The organism is Streptomyces sp. SudanB52_2052 (genome assembly GCF_964272415.1).
Classification (GTDB): domain Bacteria; phylum Actinomycetota; class Actinomycetes; order Streptomycetales; family Streptomycetaceae; genus Streptomyces; species Streptomyces olindensis.
Window position 1 is genome coordinate 8,305,754 of record NZ_OZ186796.1, and the last position, 26,146, is coordinate 8,331,899.

The 26,146-nt window shown below is 73.1% G+C and carries 25 protein-coding genes and 1 pseudogene; 13 read left to right on the forward strand and 13 right to left on the reverse strand.

The genetic code is table 11. The features are described from left to right. Positions 1 to 2,250: a heavy metal translocating P-type ATPase gene (locus tag ACSUPV_RS37355; protein ID WP_436949473.1), complete on the reverse strand. Its 2,250-nt coding sequence runs from the start codon at positions 2,248 to 2,250 to the stop codon at positions 1 to 3. A gap of 2 nt (positions 2,251 to 2,252) precedes the next feature. Then, positions 2,253 to 2,465 (reverse strand): heavy-metal-associated domain-containing protein, encoded by a 213-nt coding sequence (locus ACSUPV_RS37360; protein WP_031120706.1) that lies wholly within the window; start codon positions 2,463 to 2,465, stop codon positions 2,253 to 2,255. A gap of 191 nt (positions 2,466 to 2,656) precedes the next feature. Here ACSUPV_RS37360 and ACSUPV_RS37365 point away from each other — a divergent pair, with 191 nt between their 5' ends. Further along, positions 2,657 to 3,616, forward strand: coding sequence for a hypothetical protein (locus tag ACSUPV_RS37365; protein ID WP_436949474.1), 960 nt, complete (start codon positions 2,657 to 2,659; stop codon positions 3,614 to 3,616). 20 nt (positions 3,617 to 3,636) lie between these two features. Here the strand turns inward: ACSUPV_RS37365 and ACSUPV_RS37370 are convergent, their stop codons facing one another. Next, a complete protein-coding gene (locus ACSUPV_RS37370; RefSeq protein ID WP_359792918.1) occupies positions 3,637 to 5,454 on the reverse strand; it encodes a glycoside hydrolase family 15 protein in 1,818 nt (605 codons plus the stop codon). 75 nt (positions 5,455 to 5,529) lie between these two features. Further along, positions 5,530 to 6,309 (reverse strand): DeoR/GlpR family DNA-binding transcription regulator, encoded by a 780-nt coding sequence (locus ACSUPV_RS37375; RefSeq protein WP_359792916.1) that lies wholly within the window; start codon positions 6,307 to 6,309, stop codon positions 5,530 to 5,532. A gap of 118 nt (positions 6,310 to 6,427) precedes the next feature. Here ACSUPV_RS37375 and ACSUPV_RS37380 point away from each other — a divergent pair, with 118 nt between their 5' ends. Both ACSUPV_RS37380 and ACSUPV_RS37385 read left to right on the forward strand, forming a co-directional pair. Further along, positions 6,428 to 7,309, forward strand: a complete 882-nt coding sequence (locus ACSUPV_RS37380; RefSeq protein WP_359792914.1) for an SIS domain-containing protein — start codon at positions 6,428 to 6,430, stop codon at positions 7,307 to 7,309. 270 nt (positions 7,310 to 7,579) lie between these two features. Beyond that, positions 7,580 to 8,438 (forward strand): annotated as a pseudogene (locus ACSUPV_RS37385) (class II fructose-bisphosphate aldolase). On the opposite strand, the gene ACSUPV_RS37390 reads toward ACSUPV_RS37385, so the two are convergent. Continuing rightward, positions 8,428 to 9,558, reverse strand: coding sequence for a methyltransferase (locus ACSUPV_RS37390; protein WP_436949980.1), 1,131 nt, complete (start codon positions 9,556 to 9,558; stop codon positions 8,428 to 8,430). The pseudogene ACSUPV_RS37385 and the gene ACSUPV_RS37390 overlap by 11 nt on opposite strands. Before the next feature lie 87 nt (positions 9,559 to 9,645). Between ACSUPV_RS37390 and ACSUPV_RS37395 the strand changes: the two genes are divergently transcribed. Both ACSUPV_RS37395 and ACSUPV_RS37400 read left to right on the forward strand, forming a co-directional pair. Further along, entirely contained in the window at positions 9,646 to 10,287 is a 642-nt protein-coding gene (locus tag ACSUPV_RS37395) for an alpha-ketoglutarate-dependent dioxygenase AlkB family protein (protein ID WP_436949475.1), read from the forward strand. 36 nt (positions 10,288 to 10,323) lie between these two features. Then, entirely contained in the window at positions 10,324 to 11,559 is a 1,236-nt protein-coding gene (locus ACSUPV_RS37400; RefSeq protein WP_436949476.1) for an ROK family protein, read from the forward strand. Positions 11,560 to 11,574: 15 nt separating this feature from the next. On the opposite strand, the gene ilvY is transcribed toward ACSUPV_RS37400, so the two are convergent. Continuing rightward, positions 11,575 to 12,474: an HTH-type transcriptional activator IlvY gene (gene ilvY / locus ACSUPV_RS37405; protein WP_436949477.1), complete on the reverse strand. Its 900-nt coding sequence runs from the start codon at positions 12,472 to 12,474 to the stop codon at positions 11,575 to 11,577. A gap of 83 nt (positions 12,475 to 12,557) precedes the next feature. On the opposite strand from ilvY, the gene ACSUPV_RS37410 reads away from it, so the two are divergent. The 3 genes from ACSUPV_RS37410 (at position 12,558) to ACSUPV_RS37420 (ending at position 15,479) form a co-directional block, all read left to right on the forward strand. Next, positions 12,558 to 14,030 (forward strand): ketol-acid reductoisomerase, encoded by a 1,473-nt coding sequence (locus ACSUPV_RS37410; protein WP_436949478.1) that lies wholly within the window; start codon positions 12,558 to 12,560, stop codon positions 14,028 to 14,030. A 117-nt stretch (positions 14,031 to 14,147) separates the two neighbouring features. Then, a complete protein-coding gene (locus tag ACSUPV_RS37415; RefSeq protein WP_359791744.1) occupies positions 14,148 to 15,038 on the forward strand; it encodes an NAD(P)-dependent oxidoreductase in 891 nt (296 codons plus the stop codon). Between the two features lie 18 nt (positions 15,039 to 15,056). Beyond that, positions 15,057 to 15,479: a PPOX class F420-dependent oxidoreductase gene (locus ACSUPV_RS37420; protein ID WP_031120719.1), complete on the forward strand. Its 423-nt coding sequence runs from the start codon at positions 15,057 to 15,059 to the stop codon at positions 15,477 to 15,479. A gap of 1 nt (position 15,480) precedes the next feature. On the opposite strand, the gene ACSUPV_RS37425 is transcribed toward ACSUPV_RS37420, so the two are convergent. The 3 genes from ACSUPV_RS37425 to ACSUPV_RS37435 are packed head-to-tail and all read right to left on the reverse strand — an operon-like array spanning position 15,481 to position 17,541. After that, positions 15,481 to 16,392 (reverse strand): phosphotriesterase family protein, encoded by a 912-nt coding sequence (locus ACSUPV_RS37425; protein WP_436949479.1) that lies wholly within the window; start codon positions 16,390 to 16,392, stop codon positions 15,481 to 15,483. Further along, entirely contained in the window at positions 16,389 to 16,967 is a 579-nt protein-coding gene (locus ACSUPV_RS37430) for a DUF4865 family protein (protein ID WP_436949480.1), read from the reverse strand. Before ACSUPV_RS37430 ends, ACSUPV_RS37425 begins: the two co-directional genes overlap by 4 nt. Before the next feature lie 10 nt (positions 16,968 to 16,977). Continuing rightward, positions 16,978 to 17,541: a TetR/AcrR family transcriptional regulator gene (locus ACSUPV_RS37435; RefSeq protein WP_359791736.1), complete on the reverse strand. Its 564-nt coding sequence runs from the start codon at positions 17,539 to 17,541 to the stop codon at positions 16,978 to 16,980. Positions 17,542 to 17,721: 180 nt separating this feature from the next. Between ACSUPV_RS37435 and ACSUPV_RS37440 the strand changes: the two genes are divergently transcribed. The 4 genes from ACSUPV_RS37440 to ACSUPV_RS37455 all read left to right on the forward strand — a co-directional run bounded on the left by ACSUPV_RS37440 (position 17,722) and on the right by ACSUPV_RS37455 (position 21,723). Then, complete coding sequence (locus ACSUPV_RS37440) at positions 17,722 to 18,009, forward strand: SHOCT domain-containing protein (RefSeq protein ID WP_436949481.1); 288 nt, start codon at positions 17,722 to 17,724, stop codon at positions 18,007 to 18,009. Positions 18,010 to 18,295: 286 nt separating this feature from the next. Next, positions 18,296 to 20,674 (forward strand): glycoside hydrolase domain-containing protein, encoded by a 2,379-nt coding sequence (locus ACSUPV_RS37445; RefSeq protein ID WP_382611714.1) that lies wholly within the window; start codon positions 18,296 to 18,298, stop codon positions 20,672 to 20,674. Between the two features lie 9 nt (positions 20,675 to 20,683). Continuing rightward, positions 20,684 to 21,058: a hypothetical protein gene (locus tag ACSUPV_RS37450; protein WP_031120726.1), complete on the forward strand. Its 375-nt coding sequence runs from the start codon at positions 20,684 to 20,686 to the stop codon at positions 21,056 to 21,058. Then, positions 21,055 to 21,723, forward strand: a complete 669-nt coding sequence (locus ACSUPV_RS37455; RefSeq protein ID WP_436949482.1) for a hypothetical protein — start codon at positions 21,055 to 21,057, stop codon at positions 21,721 to 21,723. The genes ACSUPV_RS37450 and ACSUPV_RS37455 overlap by 4 nt, the downstream gene beginning before the upstream one ends. 77 nt (positions 21,724 to 21,800) lie before the next feature. Here the strand turns inward: ACSUPV_RS37455 and ACSUPV_RS37460 are convergent, their stop codons facing one another. Together ACSUPV_RS37460 and ACSUPV_RS37465 are read right to left on the reverse strand one after the other, a co-directional pair. After that, positions 21,801 to 22,334, reverse strand: a complete 534-nt coding sequence (locus ACSUPV_RS37460) for an ATP-binding protein (RefSeq protein WP_359791725.1) — start codon at positions 22,332 to 22,334, stop codon at positions 21,801 to 21,803. 183 nt (positions 22,335 to 22,517) lie between these two features. Then, complete coding sequence (locus ACSUPV_RS37465; protein WP_031120729.1) at positions 22,518 to 22,841, reverse strand: hypothetical protein; 324 nt, start codon at positions 22,839 to 22,841, stop codon at positions 22,518 to 22,520. Between the two features lie 482 nt (positions 22,842 to 23,323). Between ACSUPV_RS37465 and ACSUPV_RS37470 the strand changes: the two genes are divergently transcribed. Then, a complete protein-coding gene (locus ACSUPV_RS37470; protein ID WP_436949483.1) occupies positions 23,324 to 24,448 on the forward strand; it encodes a PLP-dependent cysteine synthase family protein in 1,125 nt (374 codons plus the stop codon). Between the two features lie 78 nt (positions 24,449 to 24,526). Here the strand turns inward: ACSUPV_RS37470 and ACSUPV_RS37475 are convergent, their stop codons facing one another. Continuing rightward, positions 24,527 to 24,994 (reverse strand): SRPBCC family protein, encoded by a 468-nt coding sequence (locus ACSUPV_RS37475; protein WP_436949484.1) that lies wholly within the window; start codon positions 24,992 to 24,994, stop codon positions 24,527 to 24,529. A 62-nt stretch (positions 24,995 to 25,056) separates the two neighbouring features. Then, positions 25,057 to 25,893, reverse strand: coding sequence for a DeoR/GlpR family DNA-binding transcription regulator (locus ACSUPV_RS37480; protein ID WP_031120732.1), 837 nt, complete (start codon positions 25,891 to 25,893; stop codon positions 25,057 to 25,059). Between the last annotated feature and the right edge of the window lie 253 nt (positions 25,894 to 26,146).

Consider the following 26,146-nt stretch of genomic DNA (forward strand, 5'->3'; position numbering starts at 1 on the left):
TCAGCTCGCGGCCCGGAAGGTGCGCAGCCGCAGGGAGTTGCCGACCACGAAGACCGAGGAGAAGGCCATCGCCGCCCCGGCGATCATCGGGGTGAGCAGGCCGGCCGCGGCCAGCGGCAGGGCCGCCACGTTGTAGGCGAAGGCCCAGAACAGATTGGAGCGGATGGTGCCGAGGGTGCGGCGGGCGAGCCGGATGGCGTCCGCCGCGGCCCGCAGGTCGCCCCGGACGAGGGTCAGGTCGCCGGCCTCGATCGCGGCGTCCGTGCCCGTGCCCATCGCCAGACCGAGGTCGGCCTGGGCGAGGGCCGCCGCGTCGTTGACCCCGTCGCCGACCATGGCGACCGAACGGCCCTCGGCCTGCAGCCGCTTGACGACCTCGACCTTGTCCTGCGGGAGCACCTCGGCGATGACCTCCTCGATGCCCACCTCGCGGGCGACGGACTCGGCGACGGCCCTGTTGTCGCCGGTCAGCAGGATCGGCGTGAGCCCCAGCGCACGCAGCCGCCCGACCGCCTCCGCGCTCGTGTCCTTCACCGCGTCGGCGACCTCCAGCACCGCCCGCGCCTCGCCGTCCCAGGCGACCGTGATGGCGGTGCGACCGGCGTCCTCGGCCGCCGCCCGCGCCCGGGCCAGGCCCTCCGGCAGCTCCATCGCCCATTCGGCCAGCAGCCGCTCCCGCCCGACGAGCACGGCGTGGCCCTCGACGACGCCCTGGACGCCGAGCCCGGGCACGTTGGCGAAGTCCTCGGGCGTGGGCAGCCCGCCCAGCTTCGCCAGGGCTCCGTCGGCGACGGCCCGGGCGATCGGGTGCTCGGAGGAGTGCTCCAGCGCCCCGGCCAGCCGCAGCACCTCGGCCTCGTCGGTGCCGTCGGCGGTGTGCACGGCCAGCAGCGTCATCCGGCCGGTGGTGACGGTGCCGGTCTTGTCGAGGACGACGGTGTCGACGCGGCGGGTGGACTCCAGCACCTCCGGCCCCTTGATGAGGATGCCCAGCTGGGCACCCCGCCCGGTGCCGACCATCAGCGCGGTCGGGGTGGCGAGGCCCAGGGCGCACGGGCAGGCGATGACGAGGACGGCGACCGCGGCGGTGAAGGCGGCCGTCAGACCGACGCCGTTGCCGAGCCAGAAGCCCAGCGTGCCCAGCGCCAGGGCGATCACGACCGGCACGAACACCGCCGAGATGCGGTCCGCGAGGCGCTGCGCGGCGGCCTTGCCGTTCTGCGCGTCCTCCACCAGCTTCGCCATCCGGGCCAACTGCGTGTCGGCGCCGACCCGCGTGGCGCGCACGACGAGCCGCCCGCCGACGTTGATCGTGGCGCCGGTGACCGGGTCCCCCGCGCCGACCTCCACCGGTACCGACTCACCGGTGAGCATCGAGGCGTCCACCGCCGAGGAACCCTCGACGACCGTCCCGTCGGTGGCGATCTTCTCCCCGGGCCGGACCAGGAAACGGTCCCCGACCCGCAACTCGCCCACCGGCACGGTCTGTTCCCGGCCGTCGTCCCGCAGCACGGTGACGTCCTTGGCGCCCAGTTCCAGCAGCGCCCGCAGCGCCGCACCGGCCTTGCGCTTGGCGCGGGCCTCGAAGTACCGCCCGGCCAGGATGAAGGCCGTGACGCCCGCCGCGGCCTCCAGGTAGATGTTCCCGGCACCGTCCGTGCGCTCGATGGTCAGCTCGAAGGGGTGCGTCATGCCCGGGGTGCCCGCGGTGCCGAAGAACAGCGCCCACAGCGACCACAGGAACGCGGCCGAGGTGCCGACCGAGATCAGCGTGTCCATGGTGGCCGCGCCGTGCCGGGCGTTGACGAAGGCCGCCTTGTGGAAGGGCCACGCTGCGTACGTCACGACGGGGGCGGCCAGGGTGAGCGACAGCCACTGCCAGTACTCGAACTGGAGCGCCGGGATCATGGCCATGGCCACGACGGGGACCGCCAGCACCACGGCCGTGACCAGCCGCTCGCGCAGCGGCCGCAGTTCGTCGGCCTCGGCGGCCGGCTCACCGGGCCCCTCGGGCGGGGCGGGCTCCTGCGCGGTGTACCCGGTCGCCTCGACGGTGGCGATCAGGTCCCGGACGGAGACCTCGCCCGAGTAGCTGACCTTCGCCTTCTCGGTGGCGTAGTTGACGGTGGCGGTGACCCCGTCCATGCGGTTGAGCTTCTTCTCGATGCGCGCCGCGCAGGAGGCGCAGGTCATGCCGCCGATGGCGAGTTCCACCTCGGCGCCGGTGCCGGTCGTGGTGCCCGTACTCATGCTCAGACCCTCCCGGTGAGCTCGTAGCCGGCCTCGTCGACGACCTCCGCGATCGCGGCGTCGTCGGGCTCGGCGGCACTGGTGACGGTCACGCGGCCGGTGTCGAGGTCGACCTCCACGCCGCTGACGCCGTCCAGCTCGCCGATGACCTTGGTCAGCGTGGCCTTGCAGTGGCCGCAGGACATTCCGGAGACGGCGTAGGTGGTGGCGGGCATCGGAGCCTCCCTGAGGATTCGTGTGGGTATACAGGGCGGGGGTATCCCCGCGCCGAGTTCATGTATACCCCCGGGGGGTATGAGATGCAAGCGCGGGAACAACTTGACTTGGTACCCCCTGGGGGTATGGTGAGCTGCATGGAGGCCCCGCATCCGAGCGGCAGGCCCGCTACCAGAAGGAGCCGAAGGCCATGAAGACCGGACTGAAGATCACCACCTTCGCCGCCGCCCTGGCCGCCACGTTCGGCACGGCCTACGGGGTCGGCCAGGGCATCGGCCCCGTCGTCGCCGACGACCCGCCGAAGCACGGGAAGGACCACACCCGGCCCTCCTCCGCGCCGACGGAGGGCGACGGGCACGCGGGACACGACACACCCCCGGCAGGTGGCCTGCAGATCTCCGAAGGCGGCTACACCCTCGACCTGAAGACCCCGACCGTCACCGCCGGCCAGCGCGCCGACCTGCGCTTCACCGTCCGGGACGGCAGCGGTCGCGCGGTCACCGCCTACCAGCGCGAGCACGACAAGGAACTCCACCTCATCGTGGCCTCACGCGACCTCGTCACCTACCGCCACCTGCACCCCACCCGCGCCGCCGACGGCACCTGGAGCACCCCCGTCGACCTGCCCCGCGCGGGCGGCTACCGCGTCTTCGCCGACTTCACCCCGGCCGGGAAGAACACGAAGAACCTCACCCTCGGCGCGGACCTCGCCGCCTCCGGCCCCTACCGGCCGAAGGAACTGCCCGCACCGAGCACCACGGCCGAGACCAACGGCTACGACGTCGAACTGGCCGGCGCCCTGAGCCCCGGCAAGGCGAGCGAACTGAGGCTGAAGGTCTCCCGCGACGGCAAGCCCGTCACCGACCTCCAGCCCTATCTCGGCGCCTACGGCCACCTGGTCGCCCTGCGCTCCGGCGACCTCGCCTACCTGCACGTCCACCCGAACGGTGAACCCGGCGACGGCACCACCAAGCCCGGCCCCGACATCTCCTTCACGGCCACGGCACCCAGCGCCGGCTCCTACCGCCTGTTCCTCGACTTCCAGCACGACGGCAAGGTCCACACGGCGGCGTTCACCGTCCGGGCCGGGGGAGCGGCAGCCGGGTCCGGTACCCCCGAGGGGCATGCGGACGACGGCCACGGGCACTGAACGGCCACGGGCACTGAGCGTCAGCCGAGGGCCCGGTCCAGGTTGAAGGCCGCGCTGATCAGCGCCAGGTGCGTGAACGCCTGCGGGAAGTTGCCCTGCTGCTCCCCGGTGTGGCTGATCTCCTCGGCGTACAGGCCGAGGTGGTTGGCGTACGTCAGCATCTTCTCGAAGGCGAGACGCGCCTCGTCGATCCGGCCCGCGTGCACCATGGCCTCGACGTACCAGAACGAGCAGATGGAGAACGTGCCCTCGTCGCCGCGCAGTCCGTCCGGGCTCGCCTGCGGGTCGTAGCGGTACACCAGCGAGTCCGACACCAGCTCCTCGGTCAGGGCGTCCAGCGTCGACAGCCACTTCGGGTCGGTCGGGGCGATGAACTTCGTCAGCGGCATCATCAGCACGGCCGCGTCCAGCACGTCGCCGTCCTCGTGCTGGACGAAGGCCCGCCGCTGCGCGGACCAGCCGCGGCTCATGATCCGCCGGTAGATCGTGTCGCGGCACTCCCGCCAGCGCGGCAGATCGGCGGGCAGGCCGCGCCGGTTCGCCATCCGGATGGCCCGCTCGATCGCCACCCAGCACATCAGCCGCGAGTACAGGAAGTTCTTGCGCCCGCCCCGGGTCTCCCAGATCCCCTCGTCGGGCTGGTCCCAGTGGTCGCACACCCAGTCCACCAGGGCGCACACGTCGTCCCACTGGTCGCTGGAGACGGGCTTGGCCCACTTGTCGTAGAGGTAGATGGAGTCGATCAGCGCGCCGTAGATGTCGAGCTGGAGCTGGTCGGCCGCCGCGTTGCCGACCCGGACGGGCGCCGAGCCCTGGTGGCCCTCCAGATGGTCCAGCTCCCGTTCGGGCAGTTCGGTGCGACCGTCGATGCCGTACATGATCTGCAGCGGCCCCGAGGGCTTGCCGTCGCCCGGGCTGATGTGCCGGGTCACGAAGTCCATGAACGCCTCGGCCTCGCCGGTGAAGCCCAGCCGCAGCAGGGCGTAGACGCAGAACGCCGCGTCGCGCACCCACACGTACCGGTAGTCCCAGTTGCGCTCGCCGCCGAGCCGCTCGGGCAGGCTCGTCGTCGGCGCGGCCACGATCGCCCCGGTCGGCGCGTAGGTGAGCAGCTTCAGCGTCAGGGCCGAGCGGTGCACCATCTCCCGCCAGCGGCCCTTGTAGCGGGACGCCGCCAGCCAGCGCCGCCAGTACGCCACCGTCGCCGTGAACTGCTCCTCCGCCTCCGTGCGCGCGCACCGGCGGGGCGTGACGTCGCCGCCGACCTTGTCCAGCGCGAACACCGCCGACTCGCCCTCGGCGAGCTTGAAGTCCCCGCGGACGTCCGGCCCGTCGGCCTCCAGCGGCACGGTCGCGGTCAGCGCGAGCGCCATGCCCTCGGCCTCGAAGACGGCCGTGTCACCGGCCAGGCGGACGGTGTGCGGCCGCGTGCCGTAGTCGAAGCGGGGGGCCACGCGGGTACGGAACGGGATCGAGCCGCGGACGCACACCACCCGCCGGATCAGCCGGTGCCGCTCGGCCTCCACCGAGTCGCTGTCCACCGGCATGAAGTCCTGCACCTCGCCGACGCCGTCCTCGGTGAAGAACCGGGTGATCAGGACGTTGGTGTCGGGGAAGTAGAACTGCTTGGTCCGCGCCGGCACGGCCGCCGCCAGTTCGAAGCAGCCGCCGCGCTCCGCGTCCAGGATCGAGGCGAAGACGCTCGGCGCGTCGAAGGCCGCGCAGCAGTACCAGTCGATCGTGCCGTCGGTCCCCACCAGGGCCACACTGCGCAGATCGCCGATGAGCCCGTGCTCGGCGATCGGCAGATACCGCCGGCCGTCCGCTGTTCCCTGCATGGCAGCCTCCCTGACCCGGCGGGCTCTCAGCCCCAGCTTAGGCGGGAGGCGGCCGGAAGGGACCGGGACCGTGGATCACACCGTGACGACCCGCAGCCCGGCCTCCTCGAACCGCCGTACCGTCGCCGCGTCGGCCGCCGCGTCCGTGACCAGCGTGTCCACCGCCTCGGCCGCGCAGATCCGGGCGAAGGCCCGCTGTCCCAGCTTGCTGGAGTCGGCGGCCACGACCACCCGCTCCGCCCGCTCGCACAGCAGCCGGTTGATCGCGGCCTCCGCCTCGTCGTGCGCCGCGGCGCCGTGCGTCACGTCGAAGGCGACCACGCCGAGGACCGCCACGTCCACGGTGATCTGACCCAGCACCGCGTCCGCGAGCGGCCCGACCAGCTCGTACGACTGGGCCCGCGCGACGCCGCCGGTCAGCACGATCTTGAACTGGGGCCGTACGGCCAGCTCGTTGGCGATGTTCAGCGCGTTCGTCACCACGGTCAGCGCGGGCGACCCGGATGCCAGGTCCCCGCGCACGGCCAGGGCCCGCGCCACCTCCGTGGTGGTCGTGCCGCCCGTCAGCCCGACCGCCTCACCGGGCGCGACCAGGTCCGCCACGGCCTTCGCGATGCGCTGCTTCTCCGAGGCGTTGCGGGCGGTCTTGTAGCGCAGCGGCAGCTCGTACGACACGCCATGCACGACCGCGCCGCCCCGGGTGCGCACCAGCATCTGCTGCTCGGCGAGCCGGTCGAAGTCCCGGCGGATCGTCGCCGCCGACACCCCGAGCTCCCCGGCCGCCTCCTCGACGTCCAGCCGGCCGCGCTCGACGAGCAGTTCCAGCAGCGCCTTCCAGCGGGCGTCACGCGACATCCGCACCTCCCTGTCTCGATCCCGGGCGACCCTAGCGCACCGGCTTCTCCCCGCAGTGCTTGATGATGCTCGAAAGGTGGCGATATCTTGCAGGAACAATCAGAGCGGAGGGTGCGGTATGACGCATGTCGAGGACGAGCTGAGCAGCCAGCCCGAGTGCTGGGCACGCGCGGCGGCGGAGGCGGCGGGTCATACGGAGGCGCTGCCGGCGCCGGGGGAGCGGGTCGCGATCGTCGGCTGCGGCACCTCGTACTTCATGGCCAGGGCGGCCGCGGCCCTGCGCGAGGGCGCGGGCCACGGCGAGACCGACGCGTTCGCCGCCTCGGAGTTCCCGTACGGCCGCGCCTACGACCGGGTCGTCGCCCTCACCCGCTCCGGCACCACCACCGAAGTCCTGGACCTGCTCGGCCGGTTGAAGGGCCGCACGCGCACGACCGCGATCACGGCCGACCCGGACACGCCCGTGCCGACGGTCGCCGACCGGGTCGCCGTCCTCGACTTCGCGGACGAACGTTCCGTCGTCCAGACCCGGTTCGCCACCACGGCGCTCACCCTGCTCCGCGCCCACTTCGGCCGCCACCCCGCCTCGGCCGTCGACGACGCCCGCACCGCACTCGCCGAGCCGCTGCCCGAAGGGCTCGTGGAGTGCGCGCAGTTCACCTTCCTGGGGCGGGGCTGGACCGTGGGCCTGGCAGACGAGGCCGGGCTGAAGATGCGGGAGGCCGCGCTGGCCTGGGCGGAGGCCTACCCGGCGATGGAGTACCGGCACGGGCCCATCAGCGTCACCACGAGCGGCACCGCGACCTGGATGTTCGGGGACGCGCCGGACGGACTCGCCGAACAGGTGCGCGGCACGGGCGCGTTGTGGATCGCCGGAGACCTGGACCCGCTCGCCGAACTCGTCCGCGCCCAGCGCCTCGCGATCGCCGTCGCCGCCGCCCGCGGCCTCGACCCGGACCAGCCGCGCCACCTCACCCGCTCGGTGATCCTCGCGCCCTGAGCCGTCGGGGAGCGCGCTGCCGTCGCGTGCCGTCGAGGGTCTCAGCGGGCCGCGCCGAGGCCGAGCGCGCGTCCCGGCCGCCCGCCGCCGCCCGGCCAGCCCTGCCGCTGCCGCCCGTGCCGCCCGCGCCGTTCGGCCCGCCCATGCCGCAGCCGCCCGCCGCCGTCCGCTGCCGCCCGGCCCCTCCCCACCGCCGGTGATCGTCGGCCCTCGCCGCAGGTGCCCCGGCCGCCCGCCGCCCCGCCCCCCCGACCCGACCTTGGAGACACCGTGCCCCTCACCACCACCGGCGAGCTGATCACCCGTGCCGTCCGCCCGTTCGGCCGTCGCCTCGTTCAACGTCATCACGCTGGAGCACGTCGAGGCCGTCATCGCGGGCGCCGAGTCCGTGGACGCCCCCGTCGTGCTCCAGGTCAGCGAGAACGCGGTCCGATTCCGCGGCGGCCGCCTGCTGCCCCTCGCCCGCGCGGCCGTCGCCGCCGCAGAACACGCCGCCGTCCCGGTCGCGTTGCACCTCGACCACGTGCAGAGCGACACCCTGCTGCACCAGGCCGCGGAGGCCGGCTTCAGTTCCGTGATGTACGACGCGGCCCGGCTGCCCTACGAGCAGAACCTCGCGGTGACCCGCGCGGCGGTCGACTGGGCCCACGCCCAAGGGCTCTGGATCGAGGCCGAGTTGGGGCAGATCGGGGGCAAGAACGGCAGACCCCCGCTGGACGCGCACGCCCCGGGCGCCCGCACCGACCCCGACGAGGCCCGGGCCTTCGTCGCCGACTCGGGCGTGGACGCCCTGGCCGTCGCCATCGGCAGCGCCCACGCCATGACCACCCGCACCGCCACCCTCGACCACACCCTGCTCACCCGCCTGTCCGCCGCCCTGGACGTCCCCCTCGTCCTGCACGGCTCCTCGGGCGTCCCGGACCACGAACTCACCGCGGCGATCGCCGGCGGCATCGCCAAGGTCAACATCGGCACGGCCCTGAACATCGCACTGACGGGGGCGATCCGGGAGTTCCTCGCCGACCGCCCCGAGGCCGTCGACCCCCGCGGCTATCTGACGGCCGCGCGGGAGGCCATGACCCGGGCGGTCGCCAGGACCCTGAAGACCCTCGGCCCGGCTACCGCTTGACGGCCTTCAGCACCACGAACTTCGGGTCGCTCGCGACCAGCCGGCTGTTGCCGAACACCTTGCGCAGCTTCACGTGGTAGCCCAGGTGGCGGTTGCCGATCACCCACAGCTCACCGCCCGGCCGCAGCGCGCGCCGCGCCCCGGTGAACATCCGCCAGGCCGTGGCGTCCGTCGTCGCCTGGTGGGCGTGGAACGGCGGGTTGTTGAGGACCAGGTCGACACTGCCCGACGGCACGCCCGCCAGCCCGTCACCGACCCGGAACTCGGCCTGCCCCGGCACGACGTTCGCCTGGTACGTCGCCTCCGCCGAGGCCACGGCCTGGAACGACTCGTCCACGAACAGCACCTCGGCCGACGGATCGGCCAGCGCCACCGCCGTACCGACCACGCCGTTGCCGCACCCCAGGTCCACCACCCGGCCGCCCCGCCCGCCCGGCAGGTGCCGCAGGAAGAACCGCGTGCCGATGTCGAGCCGGTCGGCGCAGAAGACCCCCGCGTGGTTGACGACGGTGCGTCCCGAGGCCGGGCCGATGCCGTCCGGGAGCGTGTAGACGTACGGCCACGGGCTGGCGGGCCGCTCCAGCGCGGGGTCCGGCGTGCAGAAGATCAGCCGGGCCTTCTTCTCGGCGAGCGAGGTGCGCGTCGGGCCGAGGATCCGCTCGAACAGCTTCAGCGTCGAGGTGTGGATCTCCTTCACCATGCCCGTGCCGACGACGACCGTCCCGGTGTGCACCGCGGGCGCCAGCCGCAGCAACTGGTCCTCCAGCAGCGCAAGGCTCTTCGGCACCCGCACCAGCAGCACGTCGATCCGCTCCGGCGGCGGGTCCTGCGTGGTGAGCAACCGTACGGCGCCCGGCTCGGCCCCGGCCCGCGCCAGGTTCGCGCGCGTCGCCTCCTGCGCCAGGTACGAGTCGGTGATCTGCACCGGCCGGTGCTCCGCGAGCGCCGTGACGAGCGCGCCCCAGCGGTCCCCGACCACCACGACCGTGCCCGACAGCGGGACCTCTTCCGCGGCCAGGTGCCGCAGCAGGTACTCGTCGGAGGCGTCCCAGGCGCGCAGCCGGTCGCGCGGGTCCTCGGGGAAACGGGTCAGCGCGAGCGCGCCCCACGGCGTCGTCATACGGTCGTTCATCGTGCGTCCAGGCTAGCCGAGCCGCAGCTCAGCCCCGGTCGGGCAGGACGGGAAGCGTCGGGCAGGATGGGAAGCATGGACGGCGAGCTGTTCCCCAGGGCCCGCACCGAGGTCGCGCCCGGCGCGGTGCACGTGCCGGACTGGCTGGGCCCCGAGGAGCAGCGCTCCCTGCTCGACGCCTGCCGCGCCTGGGCCCGTCCGCCCGCCGGACTGCGCACGGTCCGCACCCCCGGCGGCGGCACCATGACCGCCCGGCAGGTGTGCCTCGGCTGGCACTGGTACCCCTACGGCTACGCCCGCACGGTCACCGACGGGGACGGCGCCCCGGTCAAGCCCTTCCCGGACTGGCTGGGCGACCTGGGCCGCCGGGCGGTCCGGGACACCCTCGGGGGCCCGGCGCCCGCCTACGACATCGCACTGATCAACTTCTACGACGCCGACGCCCGCATGGGCATGCACCGCGACAGCGACGAGACGTCGGACGCGCCGGTGGTGTCGCTGAGCCTCGGCGACACCTGCGTCTTCCGCTTCGGCAACACCGAGACCCGCACCCGGCCCTGGACCGACGTCGAGCTGCGCAGCGGCGACCTGTTCGTCTTCGGGGGGCCGTCCCGGCTCGCCTACCACGGGATGCCCCGGGTGCACGCGGGCACGGCACCGCCCGGGCTGGGCCTGAGCGGACGGCTCAACATCACGCTCCGGGTCAGCGGCCGGTAGGCCGCCGCTCCGGCGGATCATGGGAGACTCGCCCTCATGAGCGGGAAGGCGGACCCCCGGCCGGGGGATGGGAGCACGTCGAGGACACGGCTGGACCGGGGGCGCGGAGCCCTCGGACCCGCGCTGGAACTCGTGCACACCGGACGCGCGCCGACCCGGGCCGTGCTCACCGCCGAGCTCGGTGTCACCCGGGCGACGGCCGGCGCGGTCGCCGCCGAACTGGAGGCGCTCGGCCTGATCCGGGTCGACGCCCGGCCCGGCGCGGCGGCGGGCTCGCAGGGCCGGCCCTCGCACAGGCTGGCCGTCGCCGAGGACGGTCCCGTCGCCCTCGCCGCGCAGGTGCACGCCGACGGGTTCCGGGCGGCGCTGGTCGGTCTGGGGGGTCGGATCGTCGCCACGGCGCCCGGCTGCGAGGTCGTCGACGCCGACCCGGCGAAGGTGCTCGCCTCCGTCGTCACGGCGGGCGCCGAGCTGCTCCGCGAGACCGGACGCAGATGCGTCGGCGCGGGGCTGGCCGTCCCGTCCGCCGTCGCCGAACCGGAGGGCCTCGCCCTCAACCCCCTGCACCTGGCCTGGCCCGCGGGCGCACCCGTGCGGGACATCTTCGCCGAGCAGGTGCGCGCGGCCGGTCTCGACGGACCCGCGTTCGCCGCGAACGACGTCAACCTCGCCGCGCTCGCCGAGCACCGGCACGGCGCCGGACGCGGCTCCCGTGACCTGCTCTGCGTGGCCACCGGCCACCGGGGCGTCGGCGGCGCGCTCGTCCTCGACGGCCGTCTGCACCGCGGCAGTTCGGGTCTCGCGCTGGAGGTCGGCCACCTCACCGTGCACCCCGAGGGCCGCCCCTGCCACTGCGGCAGCCGCGGCTGCCTCGACGTGGAGACCGACCCGCTGGCCTTCCTGACCGAGGCGGGACGCGAACCCGGCCCCGAGGTGTCCCTGCTCCAGCAGTCCATCGACCTGGTCCGCCACCACTATGACGACCCGGGCGTCCGCGCCGCCGCCGAGACCCTCATCGACCGGCTCGGCCTCGGACTCGCCGGCCTGGTCAACATCCTCAACCCGGACCGGATCATCCTCGGCGGCCTGCACCGCACCCTGCTGGACGCCGACCCCGACCGGCTCCGCGCGGTCGTCGCCGACCGCAGCCTGTGGGGCCAGAGCGGCGGCGTGCCCATCCTGCCGTGCACCCTCGACCACAACAGTCTGGTCGGCGCCGCCGAACTGGCCTGGCAGCCGGTCCTGGACGATCCGCTGGGAGCGCTCACGTAGCCGCCCGCAGCGACGTCACTCCCGGGTCGTGACCTCCGGGTCGTCACCCCCGTTTTTTCGTCGTTCCCGCGTCGTCAGGCTCCACAGCGCCGCCACCACCGGCCGCCGCAGATCGGCCCGCCGGACGCACAGCCCGATCGGGAACGGCTCCGGCGCCGGGTCGGCCGGGAGCACCGCGAGCCGGTCCCGCACGGCGCTGTGCTCCAGCACCGGGCGAGGCACCACCCCCGTGCCGCAACCCAGCGCGACCAGGGTCAGCAGCCCTTCGTGGCCGTCCGGTTCACACGCCACGTCGGGTACCGCGCCCCGGCCGCGGAACCAGCGGTCGGCGGCATCGCGGACCAGGCCGCGCTGGGGGAGCACGAACGGACCGTCCAGGCCGGGATCGGGGCGGTCCCGGGCCGTCACCAGGACCAGCTCGGTGACCGCGACCGTGCGGCTCACCAACGGCTCCGGCAACCTCGGCGGGATGCCCGCCACGGCCGCGTCGACCTCGCCCTCGTCCAGCCGGGCCAGCGCCGCCGCCGCGTCACCCGTGCGCAGATCGAGCCGCACCTGCGGATGCGCGGCACGGAACGGCGCCAGCAGGTCCGGCAGCAGCGCCTGACACGCCGTCACCGTGGCGAAGACGGCCAGCCGGCCGGTGAGCAGCGCCGGATCCGGATCCTCCTCGCGGTAGGCGCGCCACAACTCAAGGGCCCGCACGGCGTACGCGCGGAACCGGTGCCCCTCCGCCGTGAGGGACACCCCGCGCGGCCCCCGGTCGAACAGCCGGTGCCCGAGGTCCGCCTCCAGCCGCTGCACGGACCGGGTCAGCGTGGCCGGGCTGACGTGGCAGTCCAGGCTCGTCCGGCCGAAGTTGAGCGTCTGCGCCAGATGCAGGAACAGCCGCAGCTCCCGGTGATCGTCCCGCATGGCCTGGCCCTTTCATCTACTGCAACAGGGCGCTGCACAAGTTGCGCTTGCCGCAACGCTCCGGGCGAGCCTACAACTCGACCATGACCTCGACGACCACGTACACCTCCCGCGTCTTCCCGCTCGACACCCTGGAGGTGCCGGGCGGCACCGAGACCGTCCTGCCCGGCGGGCGGCACCTCTTCCCGCTCCTCCCGCGGGCCTTCGGCGGCGTCCGGCGGGTCGGCGTCCTCGGCTGGGGACCCCAGGGGCGGGCGCAGGCCCTCAACCTCCGCGACTCCCTCGCCGGCACGGACGTCCGGGTGGCGGTCGGACTGCGCCCCGGCTCCGGTTCCCTGGCCGACGCCCGCGCCCACGGCTTCACCGAGGACGACGGCACGCTCGGCGACTGGCTCACGGTCGCCGCCGACAGCGACCTGGTGATCCTGCTGATCGCCGACGCCGCGCTCGCGGCCCACCACCGGGAGATCTTCGCTGCCCTGAAGCCGGGCGCCGTCATCGGTCTCTCGCACGGCTTCCTGCTCGGCCATCTCCGGGAGACGGGCGGTGAGTTCCCGCCCGGGCACGGGGTGATCGCCGTGTGCCCCAAGGGCATGGGCGACTCCGTGCGGCGGCTCTACCGGCAGGGCGCGCACGTCAACGGCGCCGGGATCAACGCGAGTTTCGCCGTGCACGCCGACCCGGACGGGCGGGCCGTCGACCTGGCGCTCGGCTGGTCCGTGGCGCTCGGCTCGCCGTACACCTTCCGCACCACGCTCGACAGCGAGTACCGCTCGGACATCGTCGGCGAACGCGCCGTCCTGCTCGGCGCCGTCCACGGCATCGTCGAGAGCCTGTACACCCGGTACCGCCTGGCCGGCGACGACGAGGTCACGGCGTACGAACGGTCCTGCGAGAACGTCACCGGCCCGATCGCCCGCACCATCTCGCGGTCCGGGCTGCGGGCCGTGCGCGAACACCTCGACGCCACCGGGCGGGACGTCTTCGACCGGGCGTACACGGCGACGTACGCCCCCGCGCGCGAGATCGTCGCGGAGATCTACGACGAGGTCGCCGACGGCACCGAACTGCGCAGTGTGATCCTCGCCGAACAGCGGCTCGGCGCCCGGCCGATGAGCGGGATCGGCGGCTCGCCCATGTGGTCGGTGAGCGACCGGGTGCGGGCCCGGCGCGGCAGCCGTGACCTGGCGGTCGACCCGTTCACCGCCGGCGTGTTCGTCGCCACCATGATGGCCCAGGTCGACGAGTTCGCCGAGCGCGGCCACCCCTGGTCGGAGATCGTCAACGAGTCCGTCATCGAGGCCGTCGACTCCCTGCTGCCGTACATGCACGCCCGGGACGTGGCCCACATGGTCGACAACTGCTCCCGCACGGCCCGTCTCGGCGCCCGCCGCTGGGGCCCGCGCTTCCAGGCGGCGTACGAGCAGATCGCCTACCCGGCGGCCGCGAACCCCGCGGACCCGGACCTGGTGGCGGCCTTCGGCACCCACCCGGTGCACGAGGCGCTGGCCGCGGCGGCGAAGCTGCGGCCGTCCGTGGACATCTCGGTGACCTGAGCCTGACCCCACGGGTATCAGGCTTGCGTGCGCCGCTTCCGGGCAGGCGAGCCGCTGAGCGGGCAGGCTGGTCGGCAGACAGCACGTCCGCACCGCACCACCGAGGAAGTTGACGCAATGACCGACAAGCTCACCGTGAGCGTCCTGGGCACCGGCATCATGGGCGCCGCGATGGCCCGCAACCTCGCCCGCGCCGGACACACCGTCCGCGCCTGGAACCGCACCCGGGCCAAGGCGGAGCCGTTGGCTGCCGAGGGCGCCCAGATCGCCGAGACCCCCGCGCAGGCGGTCCAGGACGCCGACGTCGTCCTGACCATGCTCCACGACGGCCCGGCCGCCCTGGACACCATGCGCGAGGCCGCCCCGGCCCTGCGCCCCGGCACCGCGTGGGTGCAGTCCACCACCGCCGGCATCGAGTCCCTCGGCACCCTGGCCGCCTTCGCCCGCGAGCACGGCCTGGTCTTCTACGACGCCCCCGTCCTGGGCACCCGCCAGCCCGCCGAGGCCGGGCAGCTGACCGTGCTCGCCGCCGGCCCCGCCGAGGTCCGGGACCGGGTGACGCCGGTCTTCGACGCCGTCGGAGCCCGCACCGTGTGGGCCGGCGAGGACGGGGCGGCGGGCGCCGCCACCCGACTGAAGCTGGTCGCCAACAGCTGGGTCCTCGCCGCCACGGCGGCCGCCGGTGAGGCCCTCGCCCTCGCCAAGGCCCTGGACGTCGACCCGCACGGCTTCTTCGACCTGATCGCGGGCGGCCCGCTCGACATGGGCTATCTGCGCGCCAAGTCCGACCTGGTCCTCGACGGCCGGCTCACGCCGCCCCAGTTCGCCGTGAGCACCGCCGCCAAGGACGCCCGCCTGATCGTCCAGGCCGGCGCGGACCACGGCGTCCGCCTGGACGTGGCCGAGGCCGCCGCCGCCCGCCTGGAGCGCGCCGCCGCCCAGGGCCACGGCGACGAGGACATGGCCGCCGCCTACTTCGCCAGCTTCGACGACACCCCGTCCGCCTGACCTCCAGGAGGTTCCCTCATGTCCAAGCCCCCGCTGCCGCCCGAGGCCGAAGCCCTGCTGAGCCGGCCCAACCCGTGCGTCATGGCCACGGTGCGTTCCGACGGCGCACCGGTCTCCACCGCCACCTGGTACGCGTGGAAGGACGGCCGGGTGCTGATCAACCTCGACGCGGGCCGCGTCCGCCTGAAGCACCTGCGCCGCGACCCGCGCGTCACCCTCACCGTCCTCGCCGGCGACGACTGGTACACCCACGTCACCCTGATCGGCCGCGTCACCGAGATGTACGACGACGAGGGCCTGGCCGACATCGACCTCCTCGCCCGGCACTACACCGGCAAGCCCTACCCGGAGCGCGCCCGCCCCCGGGTCAGCGCCTGGGTCGAGATCGACCGCTGGCACGGCTGGGGCGCGATGAAGGACAGCGACCAGGCCTCGACCTGAGTCAGCTCCGCCACTCCACCGCGAAGGCCCGGCCCGGGTTGTCCCTGAGGATGCGCCCGACCAGCTCCTCGCCCACGGCCTGGGCGAGCCGGGGCCGCACGCGGCGCAGCAGATACGGCATCCCGGGGCCGCCGTCCACCGAGCGGGCGGCGGCCGTCGTGGTGTCCGCGCCCAGCAGCAGCCGGTCGCCGAACCCGGCGTCGGCCAGGGCCCGCACGGCGTCCGGCATCCGCCAGTCCGTGGCGTGGTGGGCGCGCGACGGCCCGTCGAAGGCCAGATAGCAGCCGGACTCCGCGGCCTGCCGGTGCACCACGAGGTCGGGGGACCGGTTCAGATGCCCGAGCACGACCCGGTGCGGCGGCACCTCCCCCTCCCCGCACAGCAGGTCCAGGACGTCCAGCGCACCGGTGCCCAGTTCCAGGTGCACGGCGATCGGCGCGCCCGTCGCGCGGTGCGCCTCGGCCGCCGCCCGCATGGTCCAGCGGGCGTGCGCGTCCAGGGCGTGGAACCCTCCGGCGACCTTGACGAGCCCCGCCCGCACCCCCGACGTCCCGATGCCGTCGGTGAGTTCGGAGACGAACACGTCGGCGAGCCGTCCCCGCAGCCCGGCGAGGGTGTCCTCGTCGTAGTGCACGGCCTGGTGCAGACCGGTCGCCGCCACCACGTGCACGCCGCTCTCGCGGGACAGCGGCGGCAGATCGGCGGCCCGCCGCCCGAGCCCGTACGGCGTCCACTGCACCACGGCCCCGCCGCCCTGCTCCCGGAACGCGGCCAGCTCCGCCCGCGCCGCCGCCACGCTGCGCAGCTCCTGGCCCGGCAGCCGGGGACTGCCGAAGAACACGTGGTCGTGGGCGTCGCACACCCCCAGGTCCCCGGGCGGCACGTCCCCCAGCACCGTACGGATGGCGCTCACCACTGCCGCCCCCGGGGCAGCCGGTCCCGGCCCGGCGCCGACAGGTGCAGCACCTCGTACACCTCACCGTCGGCCCGGGGCGCGTCATGCTCCCAGAGGGAGAAGTGGACGAGCTCCCAGCGGCTGGTGTCGACGGCGGCGGCGGCGAGCAGGGCCCCGTCCCGGGCCGCCAGCCGCCGGACCTCGCCCACCGCGTCCTCGACGGCGTCGGCCAACAGCACGCCTTCCGGCACCGGTTGACGCCGCCGCACCGCGCACCGCGCCCGCGATCCCTGCCCCTCCTCGTACGCGAGCCCCGTCCACTGCCGTGCGGACGGCCGCCCGAAGTCGTCGCTGAGGCCCTGGAAACCGCCGCCCCACAGGAAGGAGTTCATGCCTTCCACGGTGTTCCACAGGTAGAAGGGCGCGTACTGGTGGACGGGCGAGCCGTACCGTCCGCGCTCGCGGATCAGATAGGCCTTGAGACCGAGCCCGTCCCAGTCGTCGAGCAGCTTCCCCACCCGGTCGACGCGGTCGCGGATGACGCCCATGTCGTAGTCCGCGGGCAGGGTGAGCTCGTACTGCATGGCGTGCATGAAGGTCTCCTCAAGGGGTCCGGGGTGCCAGCAGCGAGAGCAGCCCCCGCACCCCCGCGTCGAACGCGGCGGGAGAACCGGAGGCCCGGGCGAGGACGTAACCGCCCTGGACGGTCGCGACGACCGCGGTCGCGATCTCCCGGCCGTCCAGACCGGGCGCGAACTGGCCCTGTTCCTTGCCCTCTTCGACGATCGCGGCGATCCGCTCGCGGAGCCAGTCGAGCGTCTCGTCGACCGGGGCGCGCAGCTCGGCGCTCGCGATCACGTCCGGGTCCATGGTCAGCCGGCCGACCGGGCAGCCCCGCAGCACGTCCCGCTCGCGCCGCAGATACGCGGCGATGCGCTCGTACGGCGTTCCGGGGCCGTCGAGCACTGCCGAGGCCGTGGCCCGCATCTCCTCGGCGGTCCGCCGGATCGCGGCCAGCGCGAGGTCGGGCTTGCCCTTGAAGTGGTGGTACATGCTGCCCTGCCCGGCGCCCGCGCGCTCCAGGATCGCCTTGGGGCTGGTGCCCACGTAGCCGCGCTCCCACAGCAGCTCGCGGGTGGATTCGATCAGCCGTTCCGAGGTGCTCATGTCCGCACTGTACATACCAGTAGTTACAAAAGTCGAGCCCCCGGGGAGCGCCCGTCACCCGGCCGCCTACTCCCCGTGAGGTAGGCACGCTGCCGCCGGCCGTACGACGACGGCGGTGCCTCGCGCGACGACCCTCGAAAGCACAGGAATTCCCGCACGGCGACCGAGGAGTTGGACGACATGCAGACCCTGGCGAACTACGGCGACGGCGGCCCCGGACCCTGGATCCTGTTCCTTCCGGTGATCTGGGCGCTGCTCATCGGGGGCGGCATCGCGCTGCTGCGCCGCACGGTGTGGCGCGGACGCCGCGGCGGTCCCTGGCGGCAGCCCCCCGTCGGGGAGGACTCGCCCATCGCCGTGCTCGGCCACCGCTTCGCCTCCGGCGAGATCGACGAGGACGAGTACTGGCGCCGCCTGTCCGTGCTGAACGAGGAGTTCGGGCACACCGCCAAGGGGGGCGGCGTATGAACGATCCGGCCGAATAAAGGCCGCCTGGCGCGTTTTCACCCTCGGAATTAAAGCTTCCGGGGGTGAAAACGGCACAACTCCCTCTCTGTTCCCGGAGGCCGACCGCCCTAGGGATTTCCCCGCTTGACATGCCACTTCGGTCGGCGTCTATGGTGATCGCCGCACAGACGGACAACGACCGGGGAAGTCGTTCTGTGGGGGGATCCGAACTGTTTGTGCTTATCCGCTCTGCCTTCTTCAGCGCCCCCTGCTCCGCACAGGTCTTTTTCTCAGGAGGGGCTGCCGCATGGCAGATGAGAAGGTTCTCGCCGCGCAGAAATGGGTCAACGCCACCTACGGCGGTGTGTCGGGCTATGCGAGATGCCCGGAAGACGGAAAGACCGGCTGGCCGGTCATGTACTCGCTGACGATGGGGTTGCAGCACGAACTCGGCATCAGCCCCGTCGTCGCCAACTTCGGTGCCGGCACGCTCGCCAAGGTCCAGGCCCTCGGCACCATCGGCATCGGCTGGCAGAAGAACAAGAACATCGTCAAGATCCTGCGCCACGCCCTGTTCTGCAAGGGGTACTGGGGCGGGGACACCGGCGTCGCCTCCTTCGACTCCGTCGCCGCCGCGTCGGTCGACAAGATGAAGGAGAACATGGGCATCGAGCAGGACGGCGGCGTCGTCCAGCCCAAGGTGCTCAAGGCGATGCTCAACATGGACGCCTACGCCGTCCTCGCGGGGGGCACGGACAAGGTCCGGTCCATCCAGCAATGGCTCAACGGGCGTTATTGGAAGCGCAGCAATTTCTCCATCGGCCCCACGGACGGTCACTACTCGCGTGATGTCCAGCAGGCCTTGATGAAGGCGATCCAGCTGCAGATCGGAATATCCGAGGCGGACGCGACCGGCAACTTCGGGCCCGGCACGCAGGCCGGTCTGAAAGCCAATACCGTCGGTCCCGGTTCGTCGGGCATCATCATGCAGTTGTTCTCCGCGGCGTGCGTCTTCAACGAACCCATCGCGAGTTCTCCCGAAGACGACCAGCGGACCCACTTCACCGATGTCTGGGACGGCGACATATCGGGGTGGCTGAAGGGATTCCAGAAATTCTCCGCCCTGGAAGTGACGGGCGTCGGCGACTACCGGACGTGGGCCCAGCTCCTGGTGTCCATGGGCGACCCGGACCGGCCCGTCAACGGATCCGACACGGCGTACACGATCACCCCGTCCAGGGCGTCACGCATGTACGCGGACGGGTACCGGTATGTCGGCCGGTACCTCAACGAGGCGTCCGCCGGCGGCGGTTCGAAGATGATCGAGGAAGGCGAACTCGCCACCATCTTCGCCGCCGGGATGCGCGTGTTCCCGATCTTCCAGGACCACGGCCGCAGCCTCGCCGAGTACAACTGGGCCAACGGCCGCAAACACGGCCAGTGGGCCCACGACCAGGCCGTGCACTTCGGCTTCAACCGCGGCACCGTCATCTACTTCGCGGTCGACTACGACGCCACCGTCGAGGACATGCCGCGCATCCTGGAGTACTTCCGCGGCGTCACCTCCGGCCTGTCCTCCAAGGGCAAGCGCTACCTGCACGGCGTCTACGGATCCCGCAACGTGTGCGCCCAGGTCACGCAGGCCACCGACGCCGCCTACTCGTTCGTGTCCGGCATGTCCTGGGGCTTCTCCGGCAACCTCGGCATGCCGCTCCCGCAGAACTGGTCGTTCAACCAGATCAAGGAGTACAAGGTCACCAACGGCTCCGACGTCTTCTACCTGGACCGCGACGCGCACCGGCCGCGCTCCGACGAGGGCCAGAAGAGCGTCAACCGCGTGGTGTCCCCGGCCGCGGGCTTCATCGCGAACATCGAACGGCTCCACACCCTCGCCAAGAACTACGGCAAGGGCGACCCGAACCGGCTCGTCACGGACTACTACCGGCAGAAGCGGTACGCCGGCACGCAGTGGAAGCTGCTCATCAGCGACATCGACCGGTCCTTCGTCGAGTACGCGGACGACAACGGCGCGGAACTGCTCGACGCCTTCACCGACCCGTTCACCGGCGACTCCCTGGACCCGCAGCACCTCCTGGCCACCGCGGCCGGCCACCTCATCAAGCCCAGCCCGGCCGCCGCGGGTTCGGCCAACGAGGGCGACGTGGCCGGCTGGGCCGGCGACCTCATGACCTTCTACGGCGAGTGGCGCCGCGACAGCGACAGCATCGCCTCCGGCCACACCTACTGCGTGCAGCGCCTCGGCCAGAACGGCGTGGTCTCCTCCTTCGGGCACAACGACCTCGTCGAGGACGCCGACGGATACCTGCTGGCCGCCCAGATGCGGAGCGGCAAGTCCATCGCCGCCGCGGTCCGCGCCCACTACGAGCAGACCGGCGGGGTCACCCGCTTCCGGGACTTCTTCGCCAAACGGTTCGGGAGCAAGGCCGCCACCGCCACGGACGCCGCGTTCGACATCCTCACCACCCCGCACAACCTCATCGCCGCGGGCCGCACCTACCTCGTGCTCACCACGGCCGAGGAAGGCGTGATCCTGCCCAACATCCTCCCGACGGACCGGCTCAAGGAATACTGCCGGGGGTTCGCGGACGTCCTGGTCGCCCGCGCCGGCCTGGAGCGACGCAGCCAGGCCCGGTACCTCGCCAACCACAAGAGCCTGTTCCGTTAGGAGCCGTCCATGAGCTGGGTCGTCCCCCTGATCATCGCGGGCCTCGGCCTGCTGTGCCTGAGGCTCCCCGGGGGACGGCGCGGCCGCAACGCATGCGTCGGGAGCGTGGTCGTCGGCGCGCTGTCCTACCTGTGGGGCGCCGCGCAGGTGGTGTTCGCCGACCCGGCCCGCATGTGCGACACGCCTTCGTGGCCGCGGGCCGACTGGGACCGGTTCGAGGAACGGTTCCTGCCGCCGCGCGCGGCCTGCCACTGGGACGACGGGCGGACGCAGGATCTCGTCTCGCCCTGGGTCGTTCCCGCCCTGTCCATCAGCTTCGGGCTGGCTGTCGCGTGCCTGGTCACGCTGGCCGTCGCCCGCCACCGGAAGGAACACAAGCGTTGAGCGACACCGCTCCCGGGCTCACCCGCCGCCAGGCGCTCGGCATCACCGCCGGCCTGACCGCCGGAGCCCTCCTCGTCCCCGCCGCCGGCACGGCCGCGGCCGCGCCCGCCGAAGGCGTCTGGCGGGGCGCCACCACGCAGAACGGCTGGCTGGTCATCGACCGGGCGGTCACCCACCGCGTCGAGGGCACCGGCGTCGACGTGCCCCTCGCGCAGGGCGACGTGGCCACCGTCCTGCTGCACGTCGCGCGACGCTACGCGTACGAGATCGACATGCTGCGTCCGCGCGAGATCCAGGGACACACGGCCGACCGGCACATCGGGGCGCCCTTCGAGTCCAACCACCTGTCCGGCACCGCGATCGCCGTGCGCCCGCTCTTCTACCCGCTCGGCGCGGACGCCTCCACCGGCATGACCGGACAGGAGCGCACGATCGTGCGGGACATCCTCGCCGACTGCGAGGGCGTCGTCGTCTGGGGCGGTGAGCTCGATCCGGTGAAGGAGTCCCACTTCCACATCGCCGTCGCCCCGGGCGACAGCCGTCTCGGCCGCCTGGCCCGGCGCATCCGGGGCTGGGACGCCGCACCCGGCCAGGGCGCGGGCAGCATCGACGCGTTCGCCCCGGCCCGGATCCGCCGTGCGGAGAAGGCGGCGGCCGGCCGCTGAGCCGTCCCTGCCGAGCCGTGGTCGCCTCCGGGCATACCCCGGAGGCGACATCCGTGCGAAGGGTGGTCACCGCCCGGTCAACCGGCAACGGCGGACCGGGCGGGAGCATGGTCGGGCCGGAGCCCGTCGGCGGAGTGCCCCACCTCGGCGAACCGGCGCGCGGCCTTCTCCTGGACCGCGCGCCGCGACCGGTGCGACGGCGCCGCCACCGCGGGGGAGGACGTCGGCAGCGTGAACCACACGACCTTGCCGGACTCGCCGTCCGGCCGGACGCCCCAGCTCTCGCTCATGGCGGCCACCATCGCGAGCCCGCGACCGCAGGTCGCCAGTGGCTCGGCGTCGTCCACCACGGGCATCCGCGGGTCGTGGTCACGCACCGACACCGTGAGCCGGTCGAGCAGCAGCTCTATCTCCACGGTGCAGGTCTTGTCGGGCTGGGCGTGCCGGTGGACGTTGGACAGCAGTTCCGTCACACCGAGCGAGGCCCGGTCGATCAGGGCGTCAAGATGCCAGTAGCGCAATTGTGCAGAGACGATTCTGCGGACCTGGCCGATCCGCGACGGCAGGGCTTGGAGCTCCACCGTGCAGTGCCTGCTTGGGTAGCTGATCACGGCTGCGACTCCCCGACGTGAGGTCCGGAAGAACACGGAGTTCGGATCCAGCAGGGCGCCTTCGTGACACTGCCGCCCGCTGTCGTGGCCGGCGGGCTGGTTCGCAGCGTTATCGCCGGTAAACCCAGAGTGACGTGAGACCAGAGTGACGCAGGGGGTGGGGTACCGCAACTCGCGGACATCTCAGTCGCCGCGCCCCGCCGCCCGGCGCACGGCCTCGATGAAGCGCCGCGCGGCCGGCGGGCCCGGCTCGCCCGGGGCGGGGTCGTGGTCGCCCAGGGTGAGCAGGTACCGATTGCCGTTGAGATCCGCCGTGGCCCGGTCATCGGGGCCGAACCAGGGCCTGGAGGCGCGCACGGCCTGCACCGGCGCGCTGTCGATCTCACTGCCGTAACTGGTCAGCAATTCGAGCCGGCCGTCGCTGATCCGGACCTGGCCGGCCCGGGTGAGCGAACGCAGCCGCTTCCCGATCCGCACGCCCGTGGCCCTGAACTCCGGCTCCGCCATGCCACCCGCCCCCCTTGTGCGCGTCGGTGTACCCGCCCGCCCCGCCGATGCCGGTTCGGGCGCTTGTCCTGATCCAGTCTGCCCCGTCCCGAGGCCCGGTCCCGCCGGGCGGCGTACCCGTGCTCGCGGACGGCGCGCCGTGCCCTGCCGGAACCACGGTCCCGCCTCGGCCGGAAGCGTTGTCCCGGCGGTGCGTCCCACCCCGCCGCCGCCCCGCCCGGAGCCTCGGTCCCGCGGTGCAGTCTGCCCCCGCCCGGCGTCGAGCACCAGTCCATGCGACCCCCTCGCCGGGGGGCGCCCGCAGCACACACACGAATGCGCCCCCGGGACCGCGCGCCCCCTTGCCCCGGCCTCTGCCCCAGGGGGCGCTTTGGGGGGCTCAAAGGCGCGTTTATGCAGGTGAGAAGCGTGCGCCGGGTGTTTATGATCGGGGGTGCCGGCCGCGCGCCCCGTCGTCGGCGCGCAGCGTTAGGAGCCCCCTCGTGAGCACTCCCCAGCAGACCCGGACCGGCGTGACCCTCGACGTCGACCACAGTGACACCGGATACCGCGCGTGGCTGAAAGAGGCCGTCCGCAGGGTCCAGGCCGACGCCAACCGCTCGGCCGACACGCACCTGCTCCAGTTCCCCCTGCCGGAGCGCTGGGGCATCGACCTGTACCTGAAGGACGAGTCGACCCACCCCACCGGCAGCCTCAAGCACCGGCTCGCCCGCTCCCTGTTCCTGTACGGCCTGTGCAATGGCTGGATCCGGCCGGGCAGACCGGTGATCGAGGCCTCCAGCGGCTCGACGGCCGTCTCCGAGGCCTACTTCGCGAAGCTGATCGGCGTGCCCTTCATCGCCGTCATGCCACGCACCACGAGCGCCGAGAAGATCCGCCTCATCGAGTTCCACTCCGGCCGCTGCCACTTCGTGGACGACCCGCGCACGATGTACGAGGAGTCCGCCCGGCTCGCGGCGGAGACCGGCGGCCACTACATGGACCAGTTCACCTACGCCGAACGGGCCACGGACTGGCGCGGGAACAACAACATCGCCGAGTCCATCTTCCGCCAGCTGCGCCTGGAGCGGTTCCCCGAGCCCGCGTGGATCGTCGCCACGGCGGGCACCGGCGGCACCTCCGCGACCCTCGCGCGCTACGTCCACTACATGCAGTACGACACCCGCGTCTGCGTGGCCGACCCCGAGAACTCGTGCTTCTTCGACGGCTGGACCACCGGCGATCCGGACGTCACGTGCGACTGCGGCTCCCGCATCGAGGGCATCGGCCGCCCCCGCATGGAACCCAGCTTCGTACCGGGTGCGATCGACCGGATGATGAAGGTGCCCGACGCGGCCAGCGTCGCCGCCGTACGGGCCCTGGAGCGCGCCATCGGCCGCAAGGCGGGCGGCTCGACCGGAACGGGCCTGTGGAGTGCGCTGAAGATCGTCGCGGAGATGGTGGCCGAGGGGCGGCGGGGGAGCGTCGTGACCCTGCTGTGCGACCCGGGGGACCGGTACCTCGACAAGTACTACTCGGACGCCTGGCTGGCCGCCCAGGGACTGGACGTCGCGCCCTACACCGCCGCGATCGACACGTTCCTGGAGACGGGCGCCTGGCCCGGCTGAGGCCCGGGCCCGGCCTTCGGCCGCCGCAGGACGACCGGGACTCGTGGACTCGCGCGTGCGGACGCCGCAGCCCCGGCCTCAGGCCGTGAGCCGCCGCTCCAGCGCCGTCACGGCGTCCCGGAACGCGCGCGCCTGACCCGCCCGGAACGCCTTCATGAACAGCCGGTACGCCGCCGTCCCGTCCGTCGCGAAGGTCCACCGCACCCGGGTGCCGCCGCCGGCCGGCGTGAGCCGCCACTCCTCGACGATCGCCCGCACCCCGGGCGCGTTGGTGACGTCGACGCGGTAGGCGTACACCCCGGGCTCCTCCGCGGCGAGGACCGTCTCGCGGAACCGCACGCCCGCGCTGAGGGTGATGTCGCGCCCCGCGCCGGCGTCGACCGCCCGCGCGGCCTTCACCTGGGGAAACCAGTCGGCCCAGCCGGGCACGTCCGCCAGCGCGCGGTAGACCGCCTCCGGCGGAACCGACATCTCTCGGGTGAAGACGTGCCGCACGGGCGCGGTCCCGGCGAAGTCGAGCCCCACCGGGCGCAGACGGTGAGCCATGGACGTGGCCCTCCCTGACGGAAGCGGGCGATGACGGAAGCGTCACCCTAGCTGGCGGCCCGTCAGATGTCTGCACCCTCCTCGGGCTCGGGCTCCCCGGCCACGACCAGCCGCCGCAGATGCTCGGCGATCACCCCACGCGCCTCCTCGGGCAGACCGGCGTCCGTCACGAGCGTGTCGATCCGCTCCAGCGAGGCGAACGAACTCAGCCCCACCTTGCCCCACTTGGTGTGGTCGGCGACCACCACCACGCGCCGCGCCGACTGCACGAGCCGCCGGTTCGTCTCGGCCTCCGCGAGATTCGGCGTCGACAGGCCGGCCTCGACCGATATGCCGTGCACCCCGAGGAACAGCAGGTCGAAGTGGAGCGCCGCGATCGCCTGGTCGGCCACCGGCCCCACCAGCGAGTCGGAGGGCGTGCGCACCCCGCCGGTCAGCACGACCGTGGCCGCGCCCTGCCGCGGGCCCGAGGTGCGCTGCGCCGCGTGGAAGACGTCGGCCACCCGCACCGAGTTGGTGACCACCGTGAGGTCCGGGACGTCCAGCAGCTGGTGCGCCAGCGCGTACGTCGTCGTACCGCCCGACAGGGCGATCGCCGCGCCCGGCGCGACCAGCTTGGCCGCGGCCCGCGCGATGTCCTCCTTGGCGGTGAGCTCCAGGCCCGACTTGGCCTCGAAGCCCGGTTCGTGCGTACTCGCCTCGACCACGGGGACCGCGCCGCCGTGCACCTTCTCCAGCACGCCCTGGCGGGCGAGCGCGTCGAGGTCGCGGCGGACCGTCATGTCCGACACGCCGAGCTTGCGGGTCAGCTCGTTGACCCGCACTCCGCCCCGGCGGCGGACCTCGTCGAGGATCAGGGATCGCCGCTGCTCCGCGAGGAGGTTCTGATTCTCGCTCACGTACGCTCCGGTCCTTTCGCCTCAATGCCGTCCGACACGCCCTGCGCACCCGCCCCAACCGGGACATTTCTCCCGGCTCCGGTGCGCGGACGTCCCATCCTCGCATGTCGCGGGGCGGACGGCGCCATCGACCGCTCGTCGCGCACATGTCACCCAGGGCTCATCCGTCGCCTCCTCGCATCACGGATCGGGGAGATTCCGTGACAGGAGGTGTGCGGCGCCGCGGAAGTGGAGATCCTTGTGCCCGCACGGA

Coding starts and splice junctions, on each gene's coding strand:
- ACSUPV_RS37355 (WP_436949473.1), bottom strand. CDS start 2,250: ATGAGTACGGGCACCACGACCGGCACCGGCGCCGAGGTGGAACTCGCC.
- ACSUPV_RS37360 (WP_031120706.1), bottom strand. CDS start 2,465: ATGCCCGCCACCACCTACGCCGTCTCCGGAATGTCCTGCGGCCACTGC.
- ACSUPV_RS37365 (WP_436949474.1), top strand. CDS start 2,657: ATGAAGACCGGACTGAAGATCACCACCTTCGCCGCCGCCCTGGCCGCC.
- ACSUPV_RS37370 (WP_359792918.1), bottom strand. CDS start 5,454: ATGCAGGGAACAGCGGACGGCCGGCGGTATCTGCCGATCGCCGAGCAC.
- ACSUPV_RS37375 (WP_359792916.1), bottom strand. CDS start 6,309: ATGTCGCGTGACGCCCGCTGGAAGGCGCTGCTGGAACTGCTCGTCGAG.
- ACSUPV_RS37380 (WP_359792914.1), top strand. CDS start 6,428: ATGACGCATGTCGAGGACGAGCTGAGCAGCCAGCCCGAGTGCTGGGCA.
- ACSUPV_RS37390 (WP_436949980.1), bottom strand. CDS start 9,558: ATGACGACGCCGTGGGGCGCGCTCGCGCTGACCCGTTTCCCCGAGGAC.
- ACSUPV_RS37395 (WP_436949475.1), top strand. CDS start 9,646: ATGGACGGCGAGCTGTTCCCCAGGGCCCGCACCGAGGTCGCGCCCGGC.
- ACSUPV_RS37400 (WP_436949476.1), top strand. CDS start 10,324: ATGAGCGGGAAGGCGGACCCCCGGCCGGGGGATGGGAGCACGTCGAGG.
- ilvY (WP_436949477.1), bottom strand. CDS start 12,474: ATGCGGGACGATCACCGGGAGCTGCGGCTGTTCCTGCATCTGGCGCAG.
- ACSUPV_RS37410 (WP_436949478.1), top strand. CDS start 12,558: ATGACCTCGACGACCACGTACACCTCCCGCGTCTTCCCGCTCGACACC.
- ACSUPV_RS37415 (WP_359791744.1), top strand. CDS start 14,148: ATGACCGACAAGCTCACCGTGAGCGTCCTGGGCACCGGCATCATGGGC.
- ACSUPV_RS37420 (WP_031120719.1), top strand. CDS start 15,057: ATGTCCAAGCCCCCGCTGCCGCCCGAGGCCGAAGCCCTGCTGAGCCGG.
- ACSUPV_RS37430 (WP_436949480.1), bottom strand. CDS start 16,967: ATGCACGCCATGCAGTACGAGCTCACCCTGCCCGCGGACTACGACATG.
- ACSUPV_RS37435 (WP_359791736.1), bottom strand. CDS start 17,541: ATGAGCACCTCGGAACGGCTGATCGAATCCACCCGCGAGCTGCTGTGG.
- ACSUPV_RS37440 (WP_436949481.1), top strand. CDS start 17,722: ATGCAGACCCTGGCGAACTACGGCGACGGCGGCCCCGGACCCTGGATC.
- ACSUPV_RS37445 (WP_382611714.1), top strand. CDS start 18,296: ATGGCAGATGAGAAGGTTCTCGCCGCGCAGAAATGGGTCAACGCCACC.
- ACSUPV_RS37450 (WP_031120726.1), top strand. CDS start 20,684: ATGAGCTGGGTCGTCCCCCTGATCATCGCGGGCCTCGGCCTGCTGTGC.
- ACSUPV_RS37465 (WP_031120729.1), bottom strand. CDS start 22,841: ATGGCGGAGCCGGAGTTCAGGGCCACGGGCGTGCGGATCGGGAAGCGG.
- ACSUPV_RS37475 (WP_436949484.1), bottom strand. CDS start 24,994: ATGGCTCACCGTCTGCGCCCGGTGGGGCTCGACTTCGCCGGGACCGCG.